Source organism: Pedobacter hiemivivus (genome assembly GCF_005144565.1).
GTDB lineage: Bacteria > Bacteroidota > Bacteroidia > Sphingobacteriales > Sphingobacteriaceae > Pedobacter > Pedobacter hiemivivus.
The window spans coordinates 215,653-231,040 of record NZ_SWDX01000009.1 but is presented as its reverse complement, the minus strand read 5'-3'; the positions used below and the strand labels follow the sequence as shown (position 1 = coordinate 231,040).

The following is a 15,388-nucleotide window of genomic DNA, read 5'->3' as shown; positions in this document are numbered from 1 at the left end:
TTAAACATACGGATGGGACTCTCCGCAGTACGTCCATTGGTGTGGCAGTACTTCTCGAGCAGTTCATCATAAATGAAACTGAAGTCTATTAGATCGTTGATCTTTCGAAGTAAATTGTCTTTGGGAATGATCAAATCATACAATCCTGAGTAGGCACTGAATTGAATCTTTTGTTGATGAGCTAACATTGGGCACCTTTTAAAACCTACTTTTAAGGTACAAAAAAAGAGCAGATAACCATAGTTCTTCTGCTCTTTTTGGACTCCAAATATTTAAAAGGACTTTTTCAGTGCCCTCGATCATTCAAACGCCCTTTTTTTATGAGAAGTAATTTTTAATACTTAAATGGCTTTCCACCCACCATTACTTCCTGTGTTGCTTCATCAAACGTGGCTTTCTGTCCAGTTCTTGCAGCAGCATTCGTCATAATGGTCGCTATTGAATGATAATAACCTGCTTCAACAGGTGCATTTGTTTGCTTACGACTTCTAATGCACTCCATCCAGTTGCGCATGTGTGCAGAGGTCAATTTATCCCCACCAGTATTGGCCGAGGCAGCAACCTGCTCTACCGTCTCAGTAAGTTTTAGCTCAGGCAGTAAATTCGGTTGCATCTTCATTGCTGAAGCCGCTTTGGCATTTAAACCACCAACAGGAGAAACGGTATTGGTATTCAGATTTAATTCTCCACCATTTGAATAATAGATTTCTGCTGGACGCTCATCACCATTATGCATTCTAGAAGTAAAAACTACCTGAAAACCATTATTAGGATCGTTCGGCTTGCCATAATCAAATACGGCAGTGGTAGTATCCCAGTTTCTACGACCATCTCTCCATTGGTAAATTCCACCATTGGCTACCACACTTCTTGGATGTTTTAAATCTGTAAACCAGTGTACAGTATCAATTTGGTGCGACATCCACTGTCCAGGCATCCCTGATGAGTATGGCCAAAACAAGCGGTACTCTAGATATTTTCTTGGATCCCATGCTTCAAAAGGGCGGTTGATTAAAAAACGTTTCCAATCTGTATCCTCTTGTTTCAATTTTGCTACCAGATCAGGTCTGCGCCAGCGGCCTGGTTGATTTACATTCCAGCTCAGTTCAACCATTGTGATATCTCCGAACTTACCATCTTTAATGAATTTATTAGCTGCATGGTAATTGTTACCGCTCCTACGCTGCGAACCAATTTGAACAATTTGTTTAGACGCTTTAACAGCTTTCAAAGCCATACGCGCATCTTCCATTGTTTCTGCAAATGGCTTTTCACAATATACATCGCATTTATTGTTCACAGCCTCCGCAGCATGAGTGGCATGTTGAAAATCCGCGGTACTTACAATCACAGCGTCAATATCTTTTAACCCATATAGCTCATCATTATTACGACAACCGGTAATATCATGACCGAATTTAGATTTTAAAGTCTCCACACCTAAACCCCTGCGGTAGTTCCAAAGATCAGATACCGCTACGATATCAAAATTTAATTCTTTCTGGTGATTTAAAAATGAAGGCAAAAGTGAGTCTTTAAAACGATCCGAAAAGCCAACTACACCAACTCTTACGCGATCATTTGCACCTATGATATTACCATAGCTCTTTGCACTTATGCCCATGGTTCCTAAATAGGTTCCTGCTGCTGCAATAGCAGATTGTTTAATAAATTTTCTTCTTGAATCTAACATTGTTGCTAAAATTTTAAAGTTCTTTTAATTTAATACTTCTAAAGGAAACGTTATCACCATGGTCTTGAATCAGGATATGTCCCTTAGGTGCCATCCCAAAATCTTTCCAGTTTTTATATTTACTCTCCGCAACCAAGGCGTTAAATTCGGCCGATCCTCTAACATATTCAAGGATTTTAAAGCCATTTAAATAATATTCTATCTTGTTATTTGGATAGACTATAACTACACCTTTATTCCATTCACCAATCTTTCTTTGCGAGTTAGGTATCTTTTTGCTCGTTATCAGGTCGTACAATGAACCCAAAGTACGGTTACCGTTCTTACCCAACTTTGCATCTGGATGTCTTACATCATCAAGGATTTGATATTCAGGACCTATAGCAGAGCCTTTATTGCCTTCAGTAAGGGTTACGAAGTATTTAATCCCACTATTGGCACCTTCAGTCAATTTAAAATCAAACTTCAATGCAAAAGCACCATACTGCTTTTCTGTAACGATGTCACCACCATTGGTTGATTCAGCTCCGTTAGACTTAACAACACTCAGTAAGCCATCTTTTATCTCCCAACCTTTTTCTGGAAATCCTTTTTTATAAGCGCCTTTCCATCCATTAGTGGTTTTTCCATCCCATAAAAGGCTATAACCGTTTGCCTTTTCTGCAGCAGATAAGTTATTCGGAATTGTATTCACTACGAAAATGTTATCCGTTTTTGTAGGTTTCAATCCTTCAGTTTGAATACGGATATTTCTCCATCTGATCTGCTTACCAGGTTCATCATTTTTACCGATAGCATGTACCTGCAAAGCGATAAAACCAGAAGGCGTTAGATCGTCAACCAAATTGGCTGTAGCGATTCCGTTTACCCAGGTTCTGATTGAATTGCCAATGCATTCAATTCTGTATTTATTCCATTCTCCTTTTTTAAAGGCAGTTTTCGCCTTAGGATTAATGTCGGTAGGGTATAACCATCCACGACGAGCCTCATCATATATACCACCACTATAAGCTCTGTCCGAAGGATCAACTTCCATTTGATAACCATGAACCCTTCCATTGTTGTAATCTGGCTTACTCAAACTTCTAAACTGAATCCCAGAATTCATTGAATTATCTACTAGTAATTCAACCTCAAAAATAAAGTCACCATAGTTTTTTTCTGTAGTTAAAAAGGAGTTAGGTGTATCCTTAACTGTAGTTCCTACAATTTCTCCATTTACAACCACATATTTTGCGTTCCCATTCAGCTGCTTCCAGCCCGTTAAATCTTTTCCGTTAAATAGGTTTTGCCATTTGCCGCTTTGTGCATGTAAGGACGTTAGGGACGTCCCCAGCATCAAGCCTGTTAAAATTAGTAATCTAGTCTTCATTTGTGTTAATTATTGGTTTTATATTTTATAGGTCAAATTTGTTTTCCAAAATCAAGCGCTTGTTTGTTTAGTAGTTCTGCAGTTTGCTTTTTGGCTGATCCGATGATGATACGATAACGGAAAGTAACCGATTCACCAGGTTTCAAGGTCAGGTTCATATGTTCTTTGCCATTGCTAAAAATAGCTTGACCAAGCGGGTTGGCAGCAAACAAACCATAATCTCTGGCGTGCCAGTAAGTAGGGTAGCCTGGGTTTTTAGGATGATCAACAACCGCGATAGAAACCGGTTGAGTTTCCTTTACCCCAAACAATACACACCAATTCCCACGTGTTCCCCAGGCATCATTACCTTTTTTACCTTCACTCGTCAGGTAATCGCCATTGGCTCCATTTTTAGTAGGTGCGATTTTGGTTACGATACCTTTATTATCAGTGTAAGATTCTTCCTTATCAGATGGTAATTCCAATTCTTTAGTCACCCTAATACCCAACATTCCATCCTTAACATCTTTAAAGTAAACAGTATCCTTTTGTGCAGTGAGCGTAGTTACCCTATCAATAGTTCTTGTATCATCATTACCACTAAACACAAAGGTAGTTGCCTCTTTTAGCAGCACCCTTTTATCCTGTCTTTCCCAGTTTGCGGTATAGTTTAAACTACCCTTAGTCTTGCCATCCTTAACAGCCGCAACTTTCACATTCCTAATCCATCCGTAGGATGATTTCTTAGCAGCAGGAATGTTGTAGGAATTGTTCCAGAAATCAAGTCCATTTACACTCTCATAATTGAACCATAAGCCCACATGATGGGGGTGATCCGTACGTTCGTTGCCACGTTTATTCAAAGGAAAGCCTCTGGTTACTGTCAGGCCGCTGGCTGTTTGTAAAGGATATAAAATTGGTTTTTCCAGATTATCAGGATAGAGGAAGCTTGTAAAAGGCTTACCATCAATCAAAACATCAACCTTTTGCTGTTTTGCATTTTCAAGAAAGCTTACTTTTTTGGTTTGGGCGGTTAGCTGCAAACTCGCAAAGCAGCAGCCAAGGATCAGGTATTTGTTCATTTACATTTGGTTTTAAAATTAGTTGTTTCTTGTAAGACCGTTCAAGCTGAATCATTAATCCAGATCATGCTATTCTTTATACGCATCGTCATCCTGAATTCATTTCAGGATCTCGCACAGGCTATTCGGTTTTTCTCTTCCGAGATCCTGAAATGAATTCAGGATGACGATCGATTTAAACAATGAAACACTATCATTTATTGGTTAAGTTTTAGCTAAATATACCTTTCTTAAAATATAATCAACTCTTTAATTGCCCTCTATACCCAAAAAATTACGAAAACGATTGAGTAAATTTTTAAAAATTATCGGCAATAAGCCTTATCATTGTTAGTCCTAAAACAAAGACAATGAACCGCAAACATTTTCTTTCTTCCCTCGCAATCGCTGGCTCAACAATGAGCACTTTAAAAGCATGGAGTAATCCTGCCATATCAAGTAAAGACGCTGTGATACCACCGTATTTACGGCCCGGTGATACCATTGGAGTGACGACTCCGGCAGGCTACATGACCATGGACGAGATACAGCCAGCCATACAGTTGATGGAAAGTTGGGGCTTTAAAATACAGATTGGTAGTACTATTGGTAAAAGAGATTACTGTATGGGTGGAACTGATGCGGAGCGCGTTCAAGACCTTCAGCAAATGCTAGACGATCCCAATATCAAGGCCATTATGTGTGCCCGAGGTGGTTATGGCGTGATACGAATCATTGATATGCTTAATTTCGATAGGTTTAAGGCTAAACCAAAATGGATCATTGGCTTTAGCGACATTACTGTATTGCATTGTCACTTAAGTAGTCAGCTAAATATAGCCTCAATCCACTCTAAAATGTGTAATAGCTTTCCTAAGGATTGGTTATTGGCTGAGCCGATACAAATAGAAACCATACTTTCAATTAGGCAAGTATTAAGTGGGCAAGCGATTAAATATAAGGCAGTAGCCCAAAGTTACAATAGAATGGGCAGGGTAGAGGCTCCCCTGATTGGTGGCAACCTTAGTATTATAGAAACTCTTGCTGGAACAGTATCGGATATCAATACCGATGGAAAGATCCTTTTTGTAGAAGATACAGGTGAGTACTTGTACAGTATTGACAGAATGTTTTGGAACCTGAAACGCAGTGGAAAACTGGCAAAGTTAAAAGGACTCGTCATTGGCGGCTTTAAAGTAAAACCAGATGATCCAGGTGAAGAATTTGGCAGAACTGTATATGAGGTGATTACAGAAAAAATTAAGGAATATGATTATCCAGTGTGTTTTGATTTCCCTGTAGGCCACCAAAAGAATAACTTTGCACTTAAATGTGGCACAAAACACATACTCAATGTAGATGCAAATGGAAGTTCACTCGTATCAATCTAACCCTGCTGCCATAAGGCTTTCGGAACTGACAAATCAGATCCGGCAGACAATTGATGGGGTATTTGGTAACCGGACTTTCTGGGTAATTGCAGATGTAACCAGCCATACCTATAAAGAGCAAAGCAATTATCACTATTTTGAACTCGTAGAAAAAGATAAAACTTCGGCGAAAATCCTGACCAAGATAGCGGGCAGAGCCTGGGGAAATGCTTCTGTAAACATTTCCAATTTTGAACAGGCCACAGGTCAAAAGTTTAAAAACGACATCAATGTACTCATTCAGGTTTCTGTACAGTACAATCCGGCATTCGGACTACAGTTAAACCTTGTTGACATAGATACCAATTTTACTTTGGGCCTGTTTGAGCAGCAAAGAAAAGAAACGCTGGAAAGGCTACTCAAGGAAAATCCTGATTTTATACAGAAATCGGGTGATCACTATGTTACCCGAAACAATAGTTTAGCTTTAAATAAAGTTTTGCAGCATATTGCGGTCATCTCATCAGCTACTTCAGCCGGTTATCAGGATTTTAAGCATACGCTGGACAATAACTCCTTTGGTTATCGCTTTCAAATTGATGATTATTTTACTTTAATGCAGGGTGAAACTAATGCAAAGCCTTTTCTGGCTAAAATTGTAGAAGTATTTCAATCCGGGAAACCTTATGATGCGCTAGTGATTATCAGGGGAGGTGGCGCACAGATGGACTTTCTTATTTTTGATAATTATGATTTGAGCAGGGCGATTGCTAAATTCCCAATACCTGTCATCACAGGAATAGGGCACCAAAAGAACGAAACCATTGCCGATTTAATGGCACATACGTCTACGAAAACACCAACAAAAGCTGCAGAATTGATCATTGCGCACAACCGTGCATTTGAAGAAGCGCTGGTTAGTTTGCAAAAAATAGTGCTGATCAAAACTTATCAGCTGATCAATTATCATAAGGATAGGCTAACGCACATCAATCAGATCACAATCAGCACTACCCGTAACCTGTTGCACGAGCAGCATAGGAATATCCTTAACTTATCGCGGTTGGTATTGACCAATCCTAAGATCATGATTTCCAACAAGCAAAAAGACCTGAGTAATGTGATCTGTAATCTAAAAGCTTACAACAGGATGTATTTTGCTAATAAAAGCGGATATATTGGCCATTTTCAATCGTTGGTTAGGTTAATGAGTCCACAAAACATATTAAATAAGGGCTTCGCCATCCTTAAGGTAAATGGCCAGATTGTAAGCAATGCCGATCATATTGAACCGGGAACAGCACTTACCGTCAGATTGGCTTCGGCAGAAATTAAAACAACAGTAAACTCCAAATCAACTTTAGATGGAAACGACGAATTTAACCTATGAAAGCGCTTACAAAGAGCTTACAGAAATAGCTCAGGAAATAGAAACAGAAGCAGTATCGGTAGATGTTTTAGCAGAAAAGGTGAAACGTGCATCAGATTTGATTGAATTTTGCCAGACCAAACTCCGTGCGACAGAAACTGAAGTGAACAAAATTATTAAGCAGATGGAGAACCCACCTGCTTAAAGGCAATTATAGCCAATTATTTAATTTATACCATTTAATGGTCTGCATTATACCTTTCTCCAAGTTATATTCTGGAGTATAGCCTAAATCTGTTTGAGCACCTTTAATGCTGCATGCCCAATTAATAGCTGTAAGCTCAGCCATCTTTTCTTTATTTAAGGCAGGCGTCTTTTTACTCCCTGCATATATAAAGTCCATAATGGCCGCAAGCAAGCCTACCAATGGTACAGGAAGGTGAAACTTAAAGGTTTTCTTGTTCAATGCCTTTTTTGTAAAATTAGCCAAGGCATAACGGTCGTATATCTCACCGTCGGAGATATTGTAATGCTGATGAACAGCTGTAGCAGTCAGAGCCTTTACTATTACATTAACCAGATCTTTAACATATACAAAGCTGAGTTGCTGTTTAAAGCTGCCAATATGCGGTTCAAGTCCTTTGTTAATGCTGTTAAACAAAATGAACAGATCCTTTTCTCTAGGGCCGTAAACGGCCGTGGGACGTATAGTTAATAATGGAAGTGTTGTAAATTCAGCCAGATACTGTTCGGCCAACATTTTACTGGCGCCGTAATTTGTTACCGGCTGAGGTGTGTTACTATCTTGAATTTCAGCCGATAAATCAGGTAGGGGACCTAAGGCGGCTAAACTGCTTAGAAAAACAAATTTCTCTAAATTGATATTCGCCTCTAGTGCAGCAGTAGCTAGATTACGGGTATAGGTTGCATTAACAAGATCGTATTCCGCCTTGGTTTTTGCTTTGGTAATACCAGCAGCATGGATGATATAATGATATTGCTTATCCTCCAGTTCCCGCTTTAAATGATCAACGGTACTGTAATCAAGATTAACATACTGTACATTAAAACCTTTTAAATGTGACCGGTCGCTACTTGGCCTGATGGCCGCATATACTTCAAGATCTGCTTTTAAAGCTTCTTCAATCAAATGATAACCCACAAAACCACTCGCACCGGTAATTAATACCCTTTTTTTACTCATACTGCTTTCTCATAGATCCTATATTTTTTATAAGGATCACCTTTTATCGCCTTAATCGCGTTATTTACCAAATCATTATGTTCCAATGTCCATCCTGCTTCGGCATATTTAAAGTTCTTTGCACGATAAGACTTAATAATATTACCATATAAACAGGCTTCAATACCCATTTTACGATAGCCATCAACCACACCTAAAAGTAATATCCTGATACCAGTAACATTCTTCTTTCCAAATAGCAATTTGAAAATTCCTGTAGGCAGTAACCGACCTTTTTTAATATTGATCTGAATCTGGTTCATATCAGGAATAGCAGCGCCAAAACCAACCAATTTACCATCCTGTTCGGCCACAAAACAAAAATCAGGATCAAGAACCAATTTTAAATCTTTAGCCTGGTAATCAAACTCTTCATCATTTAATGGCACAAAACCTAAATTCTTATCCCATGCTTTATTATAAACTTCGCGCAGGCTAGCTGCTTCCTGTTTAAAATTCTTCATGTTGATTTTTCTGATGGTGACATTACTTCGCTTTAAACGTTCTTCAAGGCTGTCCATCAATTTCACCGAACGGTCATCGTAGTTGTCGCCATTAAATTTCCAGGCAATTAAATCTACGTTCTTTTGCAAGCCCCACTGTTCCAGTAAAGGTGCGTAGTAAGGAGCATTGTAAGGCATCATTACAACTGGCGGGGAATCAAAACCTTCAATCAATAAACCACAAGATTCATTCGTAGAGAAGTTAACTGGACCAAGGATCTTGCCTGTTACGCTTTTATCTTTTACCCATTGCTGAGCTGTATCCAATAATAAATTAGCGGCTTCCTGATCGTTTATACAATCAAAAAAACCAAAAAAGCCATCACTGGTGTTGTTCAGTTTATTATAGTTATTGTTTAATATAGCTGCAATTCGACCAATCACCTGTTCCCCATCATAAAGCAAAAAACACTGCAGTGAAGAGTGTTTATGAAAAGGGTGGGTAGTTAAAAGATCTCGTTGGGCTATGAATAACTCAGGTACATAATTGGGATCTCCCTTGTATAAGTCGTGCGGAAAATCTATAAATGTTGCTAATTGTTTCTTGGTGCTAACGGCAACAATATTCTTCATTAGTTTATGTGGTTTGGTTTTAAAAAGTCAAAGGCTTAATCTGTTACAATTAAGCCTTTGATAGGATGTTTTATATTGTTTCCTGGAATGATTTTACCTGGACTTCTTTTGCGGCAGCAGATAGCTTTTCAACGGCTTCTTCAATTTGCTCGAAAGTATGTGTTGCCATTAGAGAGAATCTAATTAGCGATGAATCAGATGGAACAGCAGGTGACACTACCGGGTTTACAAAAATTCCATTGTTACTTAGAATATTGGTAACCATAAAGGTTTTATCGTTATCTCTGATGTAAACCGGGATAATAGGGCTATCGGTATGTCCGATATCAAATCCAGCTTCAACAAGCAATTTCTTAGCGTAATTTGTGTTTGCCCACAATTTATCAATACGCTCAGGCTCAGATTCAATAATATCTAGCGCAGCAATTACACTCGCTACAGCAGCAGGAGGCATACTTGCACTGAACATTAAAGATCGTGCTCTGTGTTTTACATATTCAATCGTTTCTTCTGTACCTGCAATAAATCCACCTAACGAAGCAAGTGACTTACTGAAAGTACCCATGATCAAGTCAACATCATCTGTTAAACCGAAATGAGAAGCTGTACCAGAACCATTAAAACCAATCACACCCAAACTATGAGCATCATCCATCATAATGTTGGCACCAAATTCTTTAGCGATTTTCACAATCTCTGGTAAGTTTACCAAATCACCTTCCATACTGAAAATACCATCCGCTACAATCAGCTTCGCAGCATCTTCAGGTAACCTGCTCAATTTCTTGCGCAAGTCATCCATATCATTGTGGGCATATTTAATAGATCTTGAGAAAGACAAACGACTGCCATCTATAATAGAAGCATGATCGTATTCGTCGAGTATTAAGTAGTCATTCCTGTCTAACAAACAAGAGATAACACCTAAGTTAACCTGAAAACCTGTGCTGAATAACACAGCAGCTTCCTTACCTACATATGCAGCAAGCCTTTTTTCAAGCTCAATATGTATATCCAATGTTCCATTTAAAAATCTTGAACCAGCACAGCCTGTCCCGTATTTATCGATGGCAGCTTTGGAAGCTTCCTTAATCTTAGGGTGATTAGTTAAACCCAGATAGGAGTTAGAGCCAAACATCAGCACCTTCTTCCCGTCTATTACGACTTCTGTGTCCTGGGCTGATTCAATTGCACGGAAATAAGGGTATAAACCTTTTTCCTTAATTGCCGTAGCGTCTTTAAAAGCTGCTATCCTATCGTGTAATTTTTTACGCATGCTGGTACTTGTATGTTTAGATCACAGAACTCTTTAGTTGATATTATATTTTCATATGAGGCATTACTTGTTCTGTCTTTAGTAAAACCGCATCATTTTTTTTACTGACTAAATTAACAATTTTGTCAATTCGTAAAAGTCCCCAAAGCTAAGATCATAAACACAGAAAACAAAACTTGAAGTGAACCAAGTTTGAATATATTACTTTTTAATATAAAATTTACAATTTTCTTATAATTTATTCAAATTCGATCTATAATAACCTGTCAAAAATAAGAACTCTTTTGCAAAAATCAGACAAAGTGGGGTCAACTATTTTTAATAAATGCAGGAATGTGCAATTATCGACAACCAAATTAACTTTATATTGTTTTCTTTTTTACATTAAAAATCAAGTCTTATGGATCAAAAAATTATTACGCTGTACGATGAGTACACACATAGCGGCATCAGCAGAAAGGATTTTATGAAAAAATTAGCCATCCTTACCGGGAGTACAGCCCTGGCTTTATCTGTTTTACCACTGCTGGAGAACAATTATGCGGCAGCGGCGACCATTAATGATGACAATCTACATACAGAAAATATTACCTATAAAGGAGCCGATGGAGAGATGAAAGCTTTTCTGGCAAAGCCTAAGGATAAGCAAAAATTGGGTTGTGTACTAGTTATCCATGAGAACAGAGGGTTAAATCCACATACCATTGATGTTACCAAGCGGGTAGCCGCCGAAGGATTCCTCGCCATAGGGGTAGACGCACTTTCGCCTTTTGGTGGAACACCCGCTGATGAAGACAAAGCACGTGACCTGATTGGTAAACTTGACCCAGAGAAAAACCTTCAGAATTATCTATTGGGACTAGAATATTTGCGCAATAGGAAAGATGGAAATGGAAAAACGGGCTGTGTCGGTTTTTGTTGGGGTGGAGGAATGTCTAATAAATTAGCTGTTGCAGATCCAAAATTACTCGCTGCTGTCGCTTATTATGGCGCACAGCCCAAAACTGAGGATGTGGCAAAAATAAAGGTAAGCATTATGCTACACTATGCAGGGCTAGATGAACGAATTAATGCCGGGATCCCAGCATACGAAGCTGCATTAAAGAAAGATCATGTTGATTATAAGTTGTTTATATATGATGGCGTAAATCATGCTTTTAATAATGACACCTCGCCAACCCGGTATAACGAGGCGGCAGCTACGCTGGCATGGCAAAGAACCATTTCACTGTTTAAGGCTAAACTTAGCTGATGTAAATAAAAATCTTCGCTAAAATCAGATTTACAAAACAATTTTAACTAGCACACGTTTATACGTTTGTCAGATAATTATACTTATAACTGACACTAAACATGAATTTTAAGCAAAAAAATGCTTACTTTTGTACAAATTTTTAAACATTAATGAAGATATTTATTACAGGCCTTCCTTTAGAAGTAGGGGAAGATGAATTAACAGCCGTATTTGGTGATTTCGGTCAAGTAAAATCACTTAGGATAATCAAAGATCGTGAGACTGGTCAAAGTCGTGGTTTTGGTTTTGTGGAAATGCCTGTTGAAGAAGAGGCAAAAGAAGCGATCAAACGTATGAACGGTGGTGATTACAATGGTAACCGTATTAAAGTTGCTGAAGCGCAAGAAAAACCAAACACAGGCGGTGGCGCAGGTGGTGGTGGTGGTGGTGGCTTTAGACGTAGCAACCGTACAGAAAAAAGCTACTAAGCTTTTTCTTTCTACAGATTCTAGTATCAATCTATATAGGGCAGCAGTTATGACTTATGTCGAAACTGCTGCTTTTTAGTATAGATGTCGTCTGGCTTAATTTAAAAAGGACAAATGCTGAAGAAATACGCTACGTTTAATATCATATTTGGACTGATCTTTATCCTGCAACTGACCTTTAGTGGTAATAGCAGCGGTAATCTAGCTTATTTTATAAAACCATGCATTGTGCTATCCCTGCTCATCATGCTATATGTGAGTACGGGATTAAAAGGCCGTTTCCATAAACGCTTATTTACAGGATTGATCTTCGCTCTTGCTGGCGATGTATTACTAATGTACACAGCGAAAGGCGAATCCTATTTCCTATTTGGTCTTGCTGCATTTCTGCTTGGCCATATCTTTTACATCAGCGCATTTTACCTTGATTTTAAATCAGCACCCGAATTAGACAAAAAGGGAGCAAGGATTGCTATTTTACTTTGTGCAATAGCTGCCATTGGCTATTATTTCTATTTACGGCCACATCTAGGGATCATGAAACTCCCAGTAATGATTTATGTTTTTGTGATCAGTATGATGATGATGATGGCCTGTTTCCGCAACCTCCGAGTGAACAGCTCTAGCTTTAAACTGATCTTTTTTGGTGCATTAGTTTTCCTTTTATCTGATTCCATCCTGGCTTACAACAAATTTGTACAGCCTATTGATCATGCAGATGCCTGGATTATGGCAACCTACATGATTGCTCAGTACCTGATTACCATTGGTGCTGTAGAACGAAAACTGATTCAGACCAACTAATCTTATTTCTTTTCCTTGTCTAAAATTGTAAAGGTTTGTACCAGCCTTTCACCTTGGTTATCTACAAGTGTAAGCGTGTGCTTTCCCGGGCTTGGACTTACAGCCAGCTGATGATAATTTTTGGTAGTAGCAATATATTCACCATCAATATGCCAGTATATCCTAGCATCCGAATTGCGATGCGTAGCATTTAAAACCACCTTTCCACGACTACCGTCAAACTCTACCGGCACATAAATGCTGGCATAGTCCTTTGGATAAATCATATCCATAACGTAGTTGGTCCCAACATCACCGCAACCAGGCTTAAAAGGTGGAAGCAATTTATATTCGCTGTTTTTGATCTTATAATAATATTCCATGGCGGGTGGCAATACAAACCATGATACATGTAACATATCTGCAGGAGATTCACATGCATCCGTAACACGGAAAGTACCCGTTTTATCTAAATGAATCAATTTATGATAAGGACAGAGCACCGTTTTTTCACCAGCAGGTGATACAAGCTCTTCAATTACATCCTTACAATATTCACCAGCCTTATAACCACTTTGGCGGCAAACCCGCATTTTCTTAAGCTTAGTCTTAGGGGGGGTAAACCAATTCGCATTAGGTAGCAGCTTAAAAATATCAAACAACACCGGCGCAGCTACATCAATACCTGTCAATCCAGGCCTGCCTTCACCATCAGCATTTCCCACCCAAACACAAACCACATAATCTGGATTTAGCCCTATTGCCCATGCGTCTCTAAAACCAAAGCTAGTTCCTGTTTTCCATGCTAACCTTTGAGAAGAAGAGAACTGTTCCCATAAACCTTCTTCACCTGGACGCATTAGCTCTTCCATTGCATTAAAGGTATTCCATATTGAACCATGATCCAACACCGAAGTTACTTGCGTCTCATAAGCTTCAAAATACGCTTTACGCGCTGCATTCTTACCTTTAATATAACCAGGTGCATCATAGTCACGGGGATTATACCTGCCTTTGTAATCATTAAAATGGTTTAAAGTTCGGGCCATGCCCATATAGGTCTTTGCCAGATCCCACATCGTGACCTCACTACCACCAAGAATAAGCGACAGACCATAATGATCTGCAGGCTGATTAAGCGTACTGAAGCCGAGCTTTTTTAACTGGTCATAAAATCGCTGATACTTATAGTTTTGCAGCATTTTAACTGAAGGGATATTTAAGGAACGACTCAATGCTTTATCAGCAGGAATAGCCCCATCATAACCTAAATCGTAGTTCTGTGGAGAATAGCCACCTATCTGCGTTGGAATATCAGGTATCAGTGTCCGCGGTAATATAAATCCGTCATTCATCATGCTCGCATACAGCAGCGGCTTTAATGTGCTTCCTGGACTACGTGGCGCCCTGATCATGTCTACATGACTTTCCAGTTCTTTATTTTCAGGCTGATAAATATTACCTACATAACTCGCTACGGTGCCATGCTTTACATCTAATACCAAAGCCGAAATATTATTGATATCGTTAGCCCGATAGCGGTTGTTATACCTTTTAAGTAAAGAATTAATCTTCAGTTGTAAATCATAGTTTAATGTCGAAGTAACTCTTGTACTCTTGTTTTTCAATGCAAGCCGCTCGGTTTTAAAGCGATTAAGCAGGTGAGGGGCATTCTGAGGTAAAGCCTGAGGCTTTCCTGGAATAGGCTCTAGTTTGGATAGGTTGGCCGTAGTCTGATCAATAAATTTTAGCCCGGCTATTTTATCCAACAAGTCATTACGCTTTTTGATCAGTTTAACGGAGTTTTTGCCCGGGTGTACTAGTGATGGGCTATTTGGCAATACTGCAAGCGTAGCCATTTCGCCCCAGGAGAGCGTTTCCGGACTACGGCCAAAATAACGCCATGAAGCAGCTTCAAGGCCGACTACATTGCTGCCAAAGGGCGCATTTGAGGCATACAGTTTTAGAATATCCTGCTTGGAATGGGTGATTTCTAACCTTAAGGCCAACAACACTTCTATTAGTTTTTGCACCACAGTTCTGCTTTCTCTGCGAGACAGCCGGATCACTTGCATAGTTAATGTACTGCCACCACTGACTACGCTCTTAGCCTTCATATTTTGCCTCATGGCTCTACTCATAGCCAGCAAATCCACTCCGGGATGCTGATAGAAGCGTTTATCTTCAAAAGCAACAATACACTGCGCAAACTTTTGGGGAACGGTATCTGCTTCAGGAAAACGCCATTGTCCATCTTTAGCTATTGATGCACTTAATAGTTCTCCATTGGATGCTTCAACTACATAAGAAGTTGGGCTGATAAACAATTGAGAAGGCAGAGCAAGCCAAAACCACAAGAGCAGCAGTAGGCAAATGCCGTCGGAAATTAGGATTGCAGTATATTTCTTAAACATTCTTTTTTACTTTCCTGAAGCGGACGT

At 39.2% G+C, this 15,388-nt stretch carries 13 protein-coding genes and 1 pseudogene; 6 read left to right on the top strand and 8 right to left on the bottom strand.

Annotation, left to right across the window (positions count from 1 at the left end):
- The 4 genes and pseudogenes from FBD94_RS20960 to FBD94_RS20945 form a co-directional block, all read right to left on the bottom strand.
- Window positions 1-188 (bottom strand): annotated as a pseudogene (locus tag FBD94_RS20960) (IS5/IS1182 family transposase); the annotation flags it as partial.
- Between the two features lie 146 nt (window positions 189-334).
- Complete coding sequence (locus FBD94_RS20955; protein WP_131612445.1) at window positions 335-1,693, bottom strand: Gfo/Idh/MocA family protein; 1,359 nt, start codon at window positions 1,691-1,693, stop codon at window positions 335-337.
- A 13-nt stretch (window positions 1,694-1,706) separates the two neighbouring features.
- Window positions 1,707-3,065 (bottom strand): 3-keto-disaccharide hydrolase, encoded by a 1,359-nt coding sequence (locus FBD94_RS20950; RefSeq protein WP_136881649.1) that lies wholly within the window; start codon window positions 3,063-3,065, stop codon window positions 1,707-1,709.
- 32 nt (window positions 3,066-3,097) lie between these two features.
- Window positions 3,098-4,129, bottom strand: a complete 1,032-nt coding sequence (locus FBD94_RS20945) for a DUF6807 domain-containing protein (protein ID WP_136881648.1) — start codon at window positions 4,127-4,129, stop codon at window positions 3,098-3,100.
- Between the two features lie 350 nt (window positions 4,130-4,479).
- Between FBD94_RS20945 and FBD94_RS20940 the strand changes: the two genes are divergently transcribed.
- From FBD94_RS20940 to xseB, 3 genes are read left to right on the top strand one after another with little or no spacing between them, the layout of a single operon-like run.
- Window positions 4,480-5,499 (top strand): S66 peptidase family protein, encoded by a 1,020-nt coding sequence (locus FBD94_RS20940; protein WP_136881647.1) that lies wholly within the window; start codon window positions 4,480-4,482, stop codon window positions 5,497-5,499.
- The gene (gene xseA / locus FBD94_RS20935) at window positions 5,474-6,868 is read left to right on the top strand and encodes an exodeoxyribonuclease VII large subunit (protein WP_136881646.1); all 1,395 of its coding nucleotides are present in this window, start codon (window positions 5,474-5,476) and stop codon (window positions 6,866-6,868) included. The genes FBD94_RS20940 and xseA overlap by 26 nt, the downstream gene beginning before the upstream one ends.
- Window positions 6,843-7,052 (top strand): exodeoxyribonuclease VII small subunit, encoded by a 210-nt coding sequence (xseB, locus tag FBD94_RS20930; RefSeq protein ID WP_131612455.1) that lies wholly within the window; start codon window positions 6,843-6,845, stop codon window positions 7,050-7,052. Before xseA ends, xseB begins: the two co-directional genes overlap by 26 nt.
- A 6-nt stretch (window positions 7,053-7,058) precedes the next feature.
- Here xseB and FBD94_RS20925 read toward each other — a convergent pair whose 3' ends face one another.
- From FBD94_RS20925 to spt, 3 genes are all read right to left on the bottom strand, one after another.
- Window positions 7,059-8,051 carry an NAD-dependent epimerase/dehydratase family protein gene (locus FBD94_RS20925; RefSeq protein WP_136881645.1) on the bottom strand — a complete coding sequence of 331 codons (993 nt, stop codon included), beginning with the start codon at window positions 8,049-8,051 and terminating at the stop codon, window positions 7,059-7,061.
- Entirely contained in the window at window positions 8,048-9,166 is a 1,119-nt protein-coding gene (locus tag FBD94_RS20920; protein ID WP_131612458.1) for a hypothetical protein, read from the bottom strand. Before FBD94_RS20920 ends, FBD94_RS20925 begins: the two co-directional genes overlap by 4 nt.
- A gap of 70 nt (window positions 9,167-9,236) precedes the next feature.
- A complete protein-coding gene (spt, locus tag FBD94_RS20915; protein WP_131612460.1) occupies window positions 9,237-10,442 on the bottom strand; it encodes a serine palmitoyltransferase in 1,206 nt (401 codons plus the stop codon).
- 400 nt (window positions 10,443-10,842) lie between these two features.
- On the opposite strand from spt, the gene FBD94_RS20910 reads away from it, so the two are divergent.
- The 3 genes from FBD94_RS20910 (at window position 10,843) to FBD94_RS20900 (ending at window position 12,968) form a co-directional block, all read left to right on the top strand.
- Window positions 10,843-11,694, top strand: coding sequence for a dienelactone hydrolase family protein (locus FBD94_RS20910; RefSeq protein ID WP_136881644.1), 852 nt, complete (start codon window positions 10,843-10,845; stop codon window positions 11,692-11,694).
- Window positions 11,695-11,846: 152 nt separating this feature from the next.
- The gene (locus tag FBD94_RS20905; protein ID WP_136881643.1) at window positions 11,847-12,164 is read left to right on the top strand and encodes an RNA recognition motif domain-containing protein; all 318 of its coding nucleotides are present in this window, start codon (window positions 11,847-11,849) and stop codon (window positions 12,162-12,164) included.
- Between the two features lie 114 nt (window positions 12,165-12,278).
- Window positions 12,279-12,968 carry a lysoplasmalogenase gene (locus FBD94_RS20900; RefSeq protein WP_136881642.1) on the top strand — a complete coding sequence of 230 codons (690 nt, stop codon included), beginning with the start codon at window positions 12,279-12,281 and terminating at the stop codon, window positions 12,966-12,968.
- A gap of 2 nt (window positions 12,969-12,970) precedes the next feature.
- Here FBD94_RS20900 and pbpC read toward each other — a convergent pair whose 3' ends face one another.
- Window positions 12,971-15,361, bottom strand: a complete 2,391-nt coding sequence (pbpC, locus tag FBD94_RS20895) for a penicillin-binding protein 1C (protein ID WP_136881641.1) — start codon at window positions 15,359-15,361, stop codon at window positions 12,971-12,973.
- Between the last annotated feature and the right edge of the window lie 27 nt (window positions 15,362-15,388).

Bases quoted from the DNA above. Each gene is read 5' to 3' on its own strand.
- FBD94_RS20955 (WP_131612445.1), bottom strand. From the start codon at position 1,693: ATGTTAGATTCAAGAAGAAAATTTATTAAACAATCTGCTATTGCAGCA.
- FBD94_RS20950 (WP_136881649.1), bottom strand. From the start codon at position 3,065: ATGAAGACTAGATTACTAATTTTAACAGGCTTGATGCTGGGGACGTCC.
- FBD94_RS20945 (WP_136881648.1), bottom strand. From the start codon at position 4,129: ATGAACAAATACCTGATCCTTGGCTGCTGCTTTGCGAGTTTGCAGCTA.
- FBD94_RS20940 (WP_136881647.1), top strand. From the start codon at position 4,480: ATGAACCGCAAACATTTTCTTTCTTCCCTCGCAATCGCTGGCTCAACA.
- xseA (WP_136881646.1), top strand. From the start codon at position 5,474: ATGGAAGTTCACTCGTATCAATCTAACCCTGCTGCCATAAGGCTTTCG.
- xseB (WP_131612455.1), top strand. From the start codon at position 6,843: ATGGAAACGACGAATTTAACCTATGAAAGCGCTTACAAAGAGCTTACA.
- FBD94_RS20925 (WP_136881645.1), bottom strand. From the start codon at position 8,051: ATGAGTAAAAAAAGGGTATTAATTACCGGTGCGAGTGGTTTTGTGGGT.
- FBD94_RS20920 (WP_131612458.1), bottom strand. From the start codon at position 9,166: ATGAAGAATATTGTTGCCGTTAGCACCAAGAAACAATTAGCAACATTT.
- spt (WP_131612460.1), bottom strand. From the start codon at position 10,442: ATGCGTAAAAAATTACACGATAGGATAGCAGCTTTTAAAGACGCTACG.
- FBD94_RS20910 (WP_136881644.1), top strand. From the start codon at position 10,843: ATGGATCAAAAAATTATTACGCTGTACGATGAGTACACACATAGCGGC.
- FBD94_RS20905 (WP_136881643.1), top strand. From the start codon at position 11,847: ATGAAGATATTTATTACAGGCCTTCCTTTAGAAGTAGGGGAAGATGAA.
- FBD94_RS20900 (WP_136881642.1), top strand. From the start codon at position 12,279: ATGCTGAAGAAATACGCTACGTTTAATATCATATTTGGACTGATCTTT.
- pbpC (WP_136881641.1), bottom strand. From the start codon at position 15,361: ATGTTTAAGAAATATACTGCAATCCTAATTTCCGACGGCATTTGCCTA.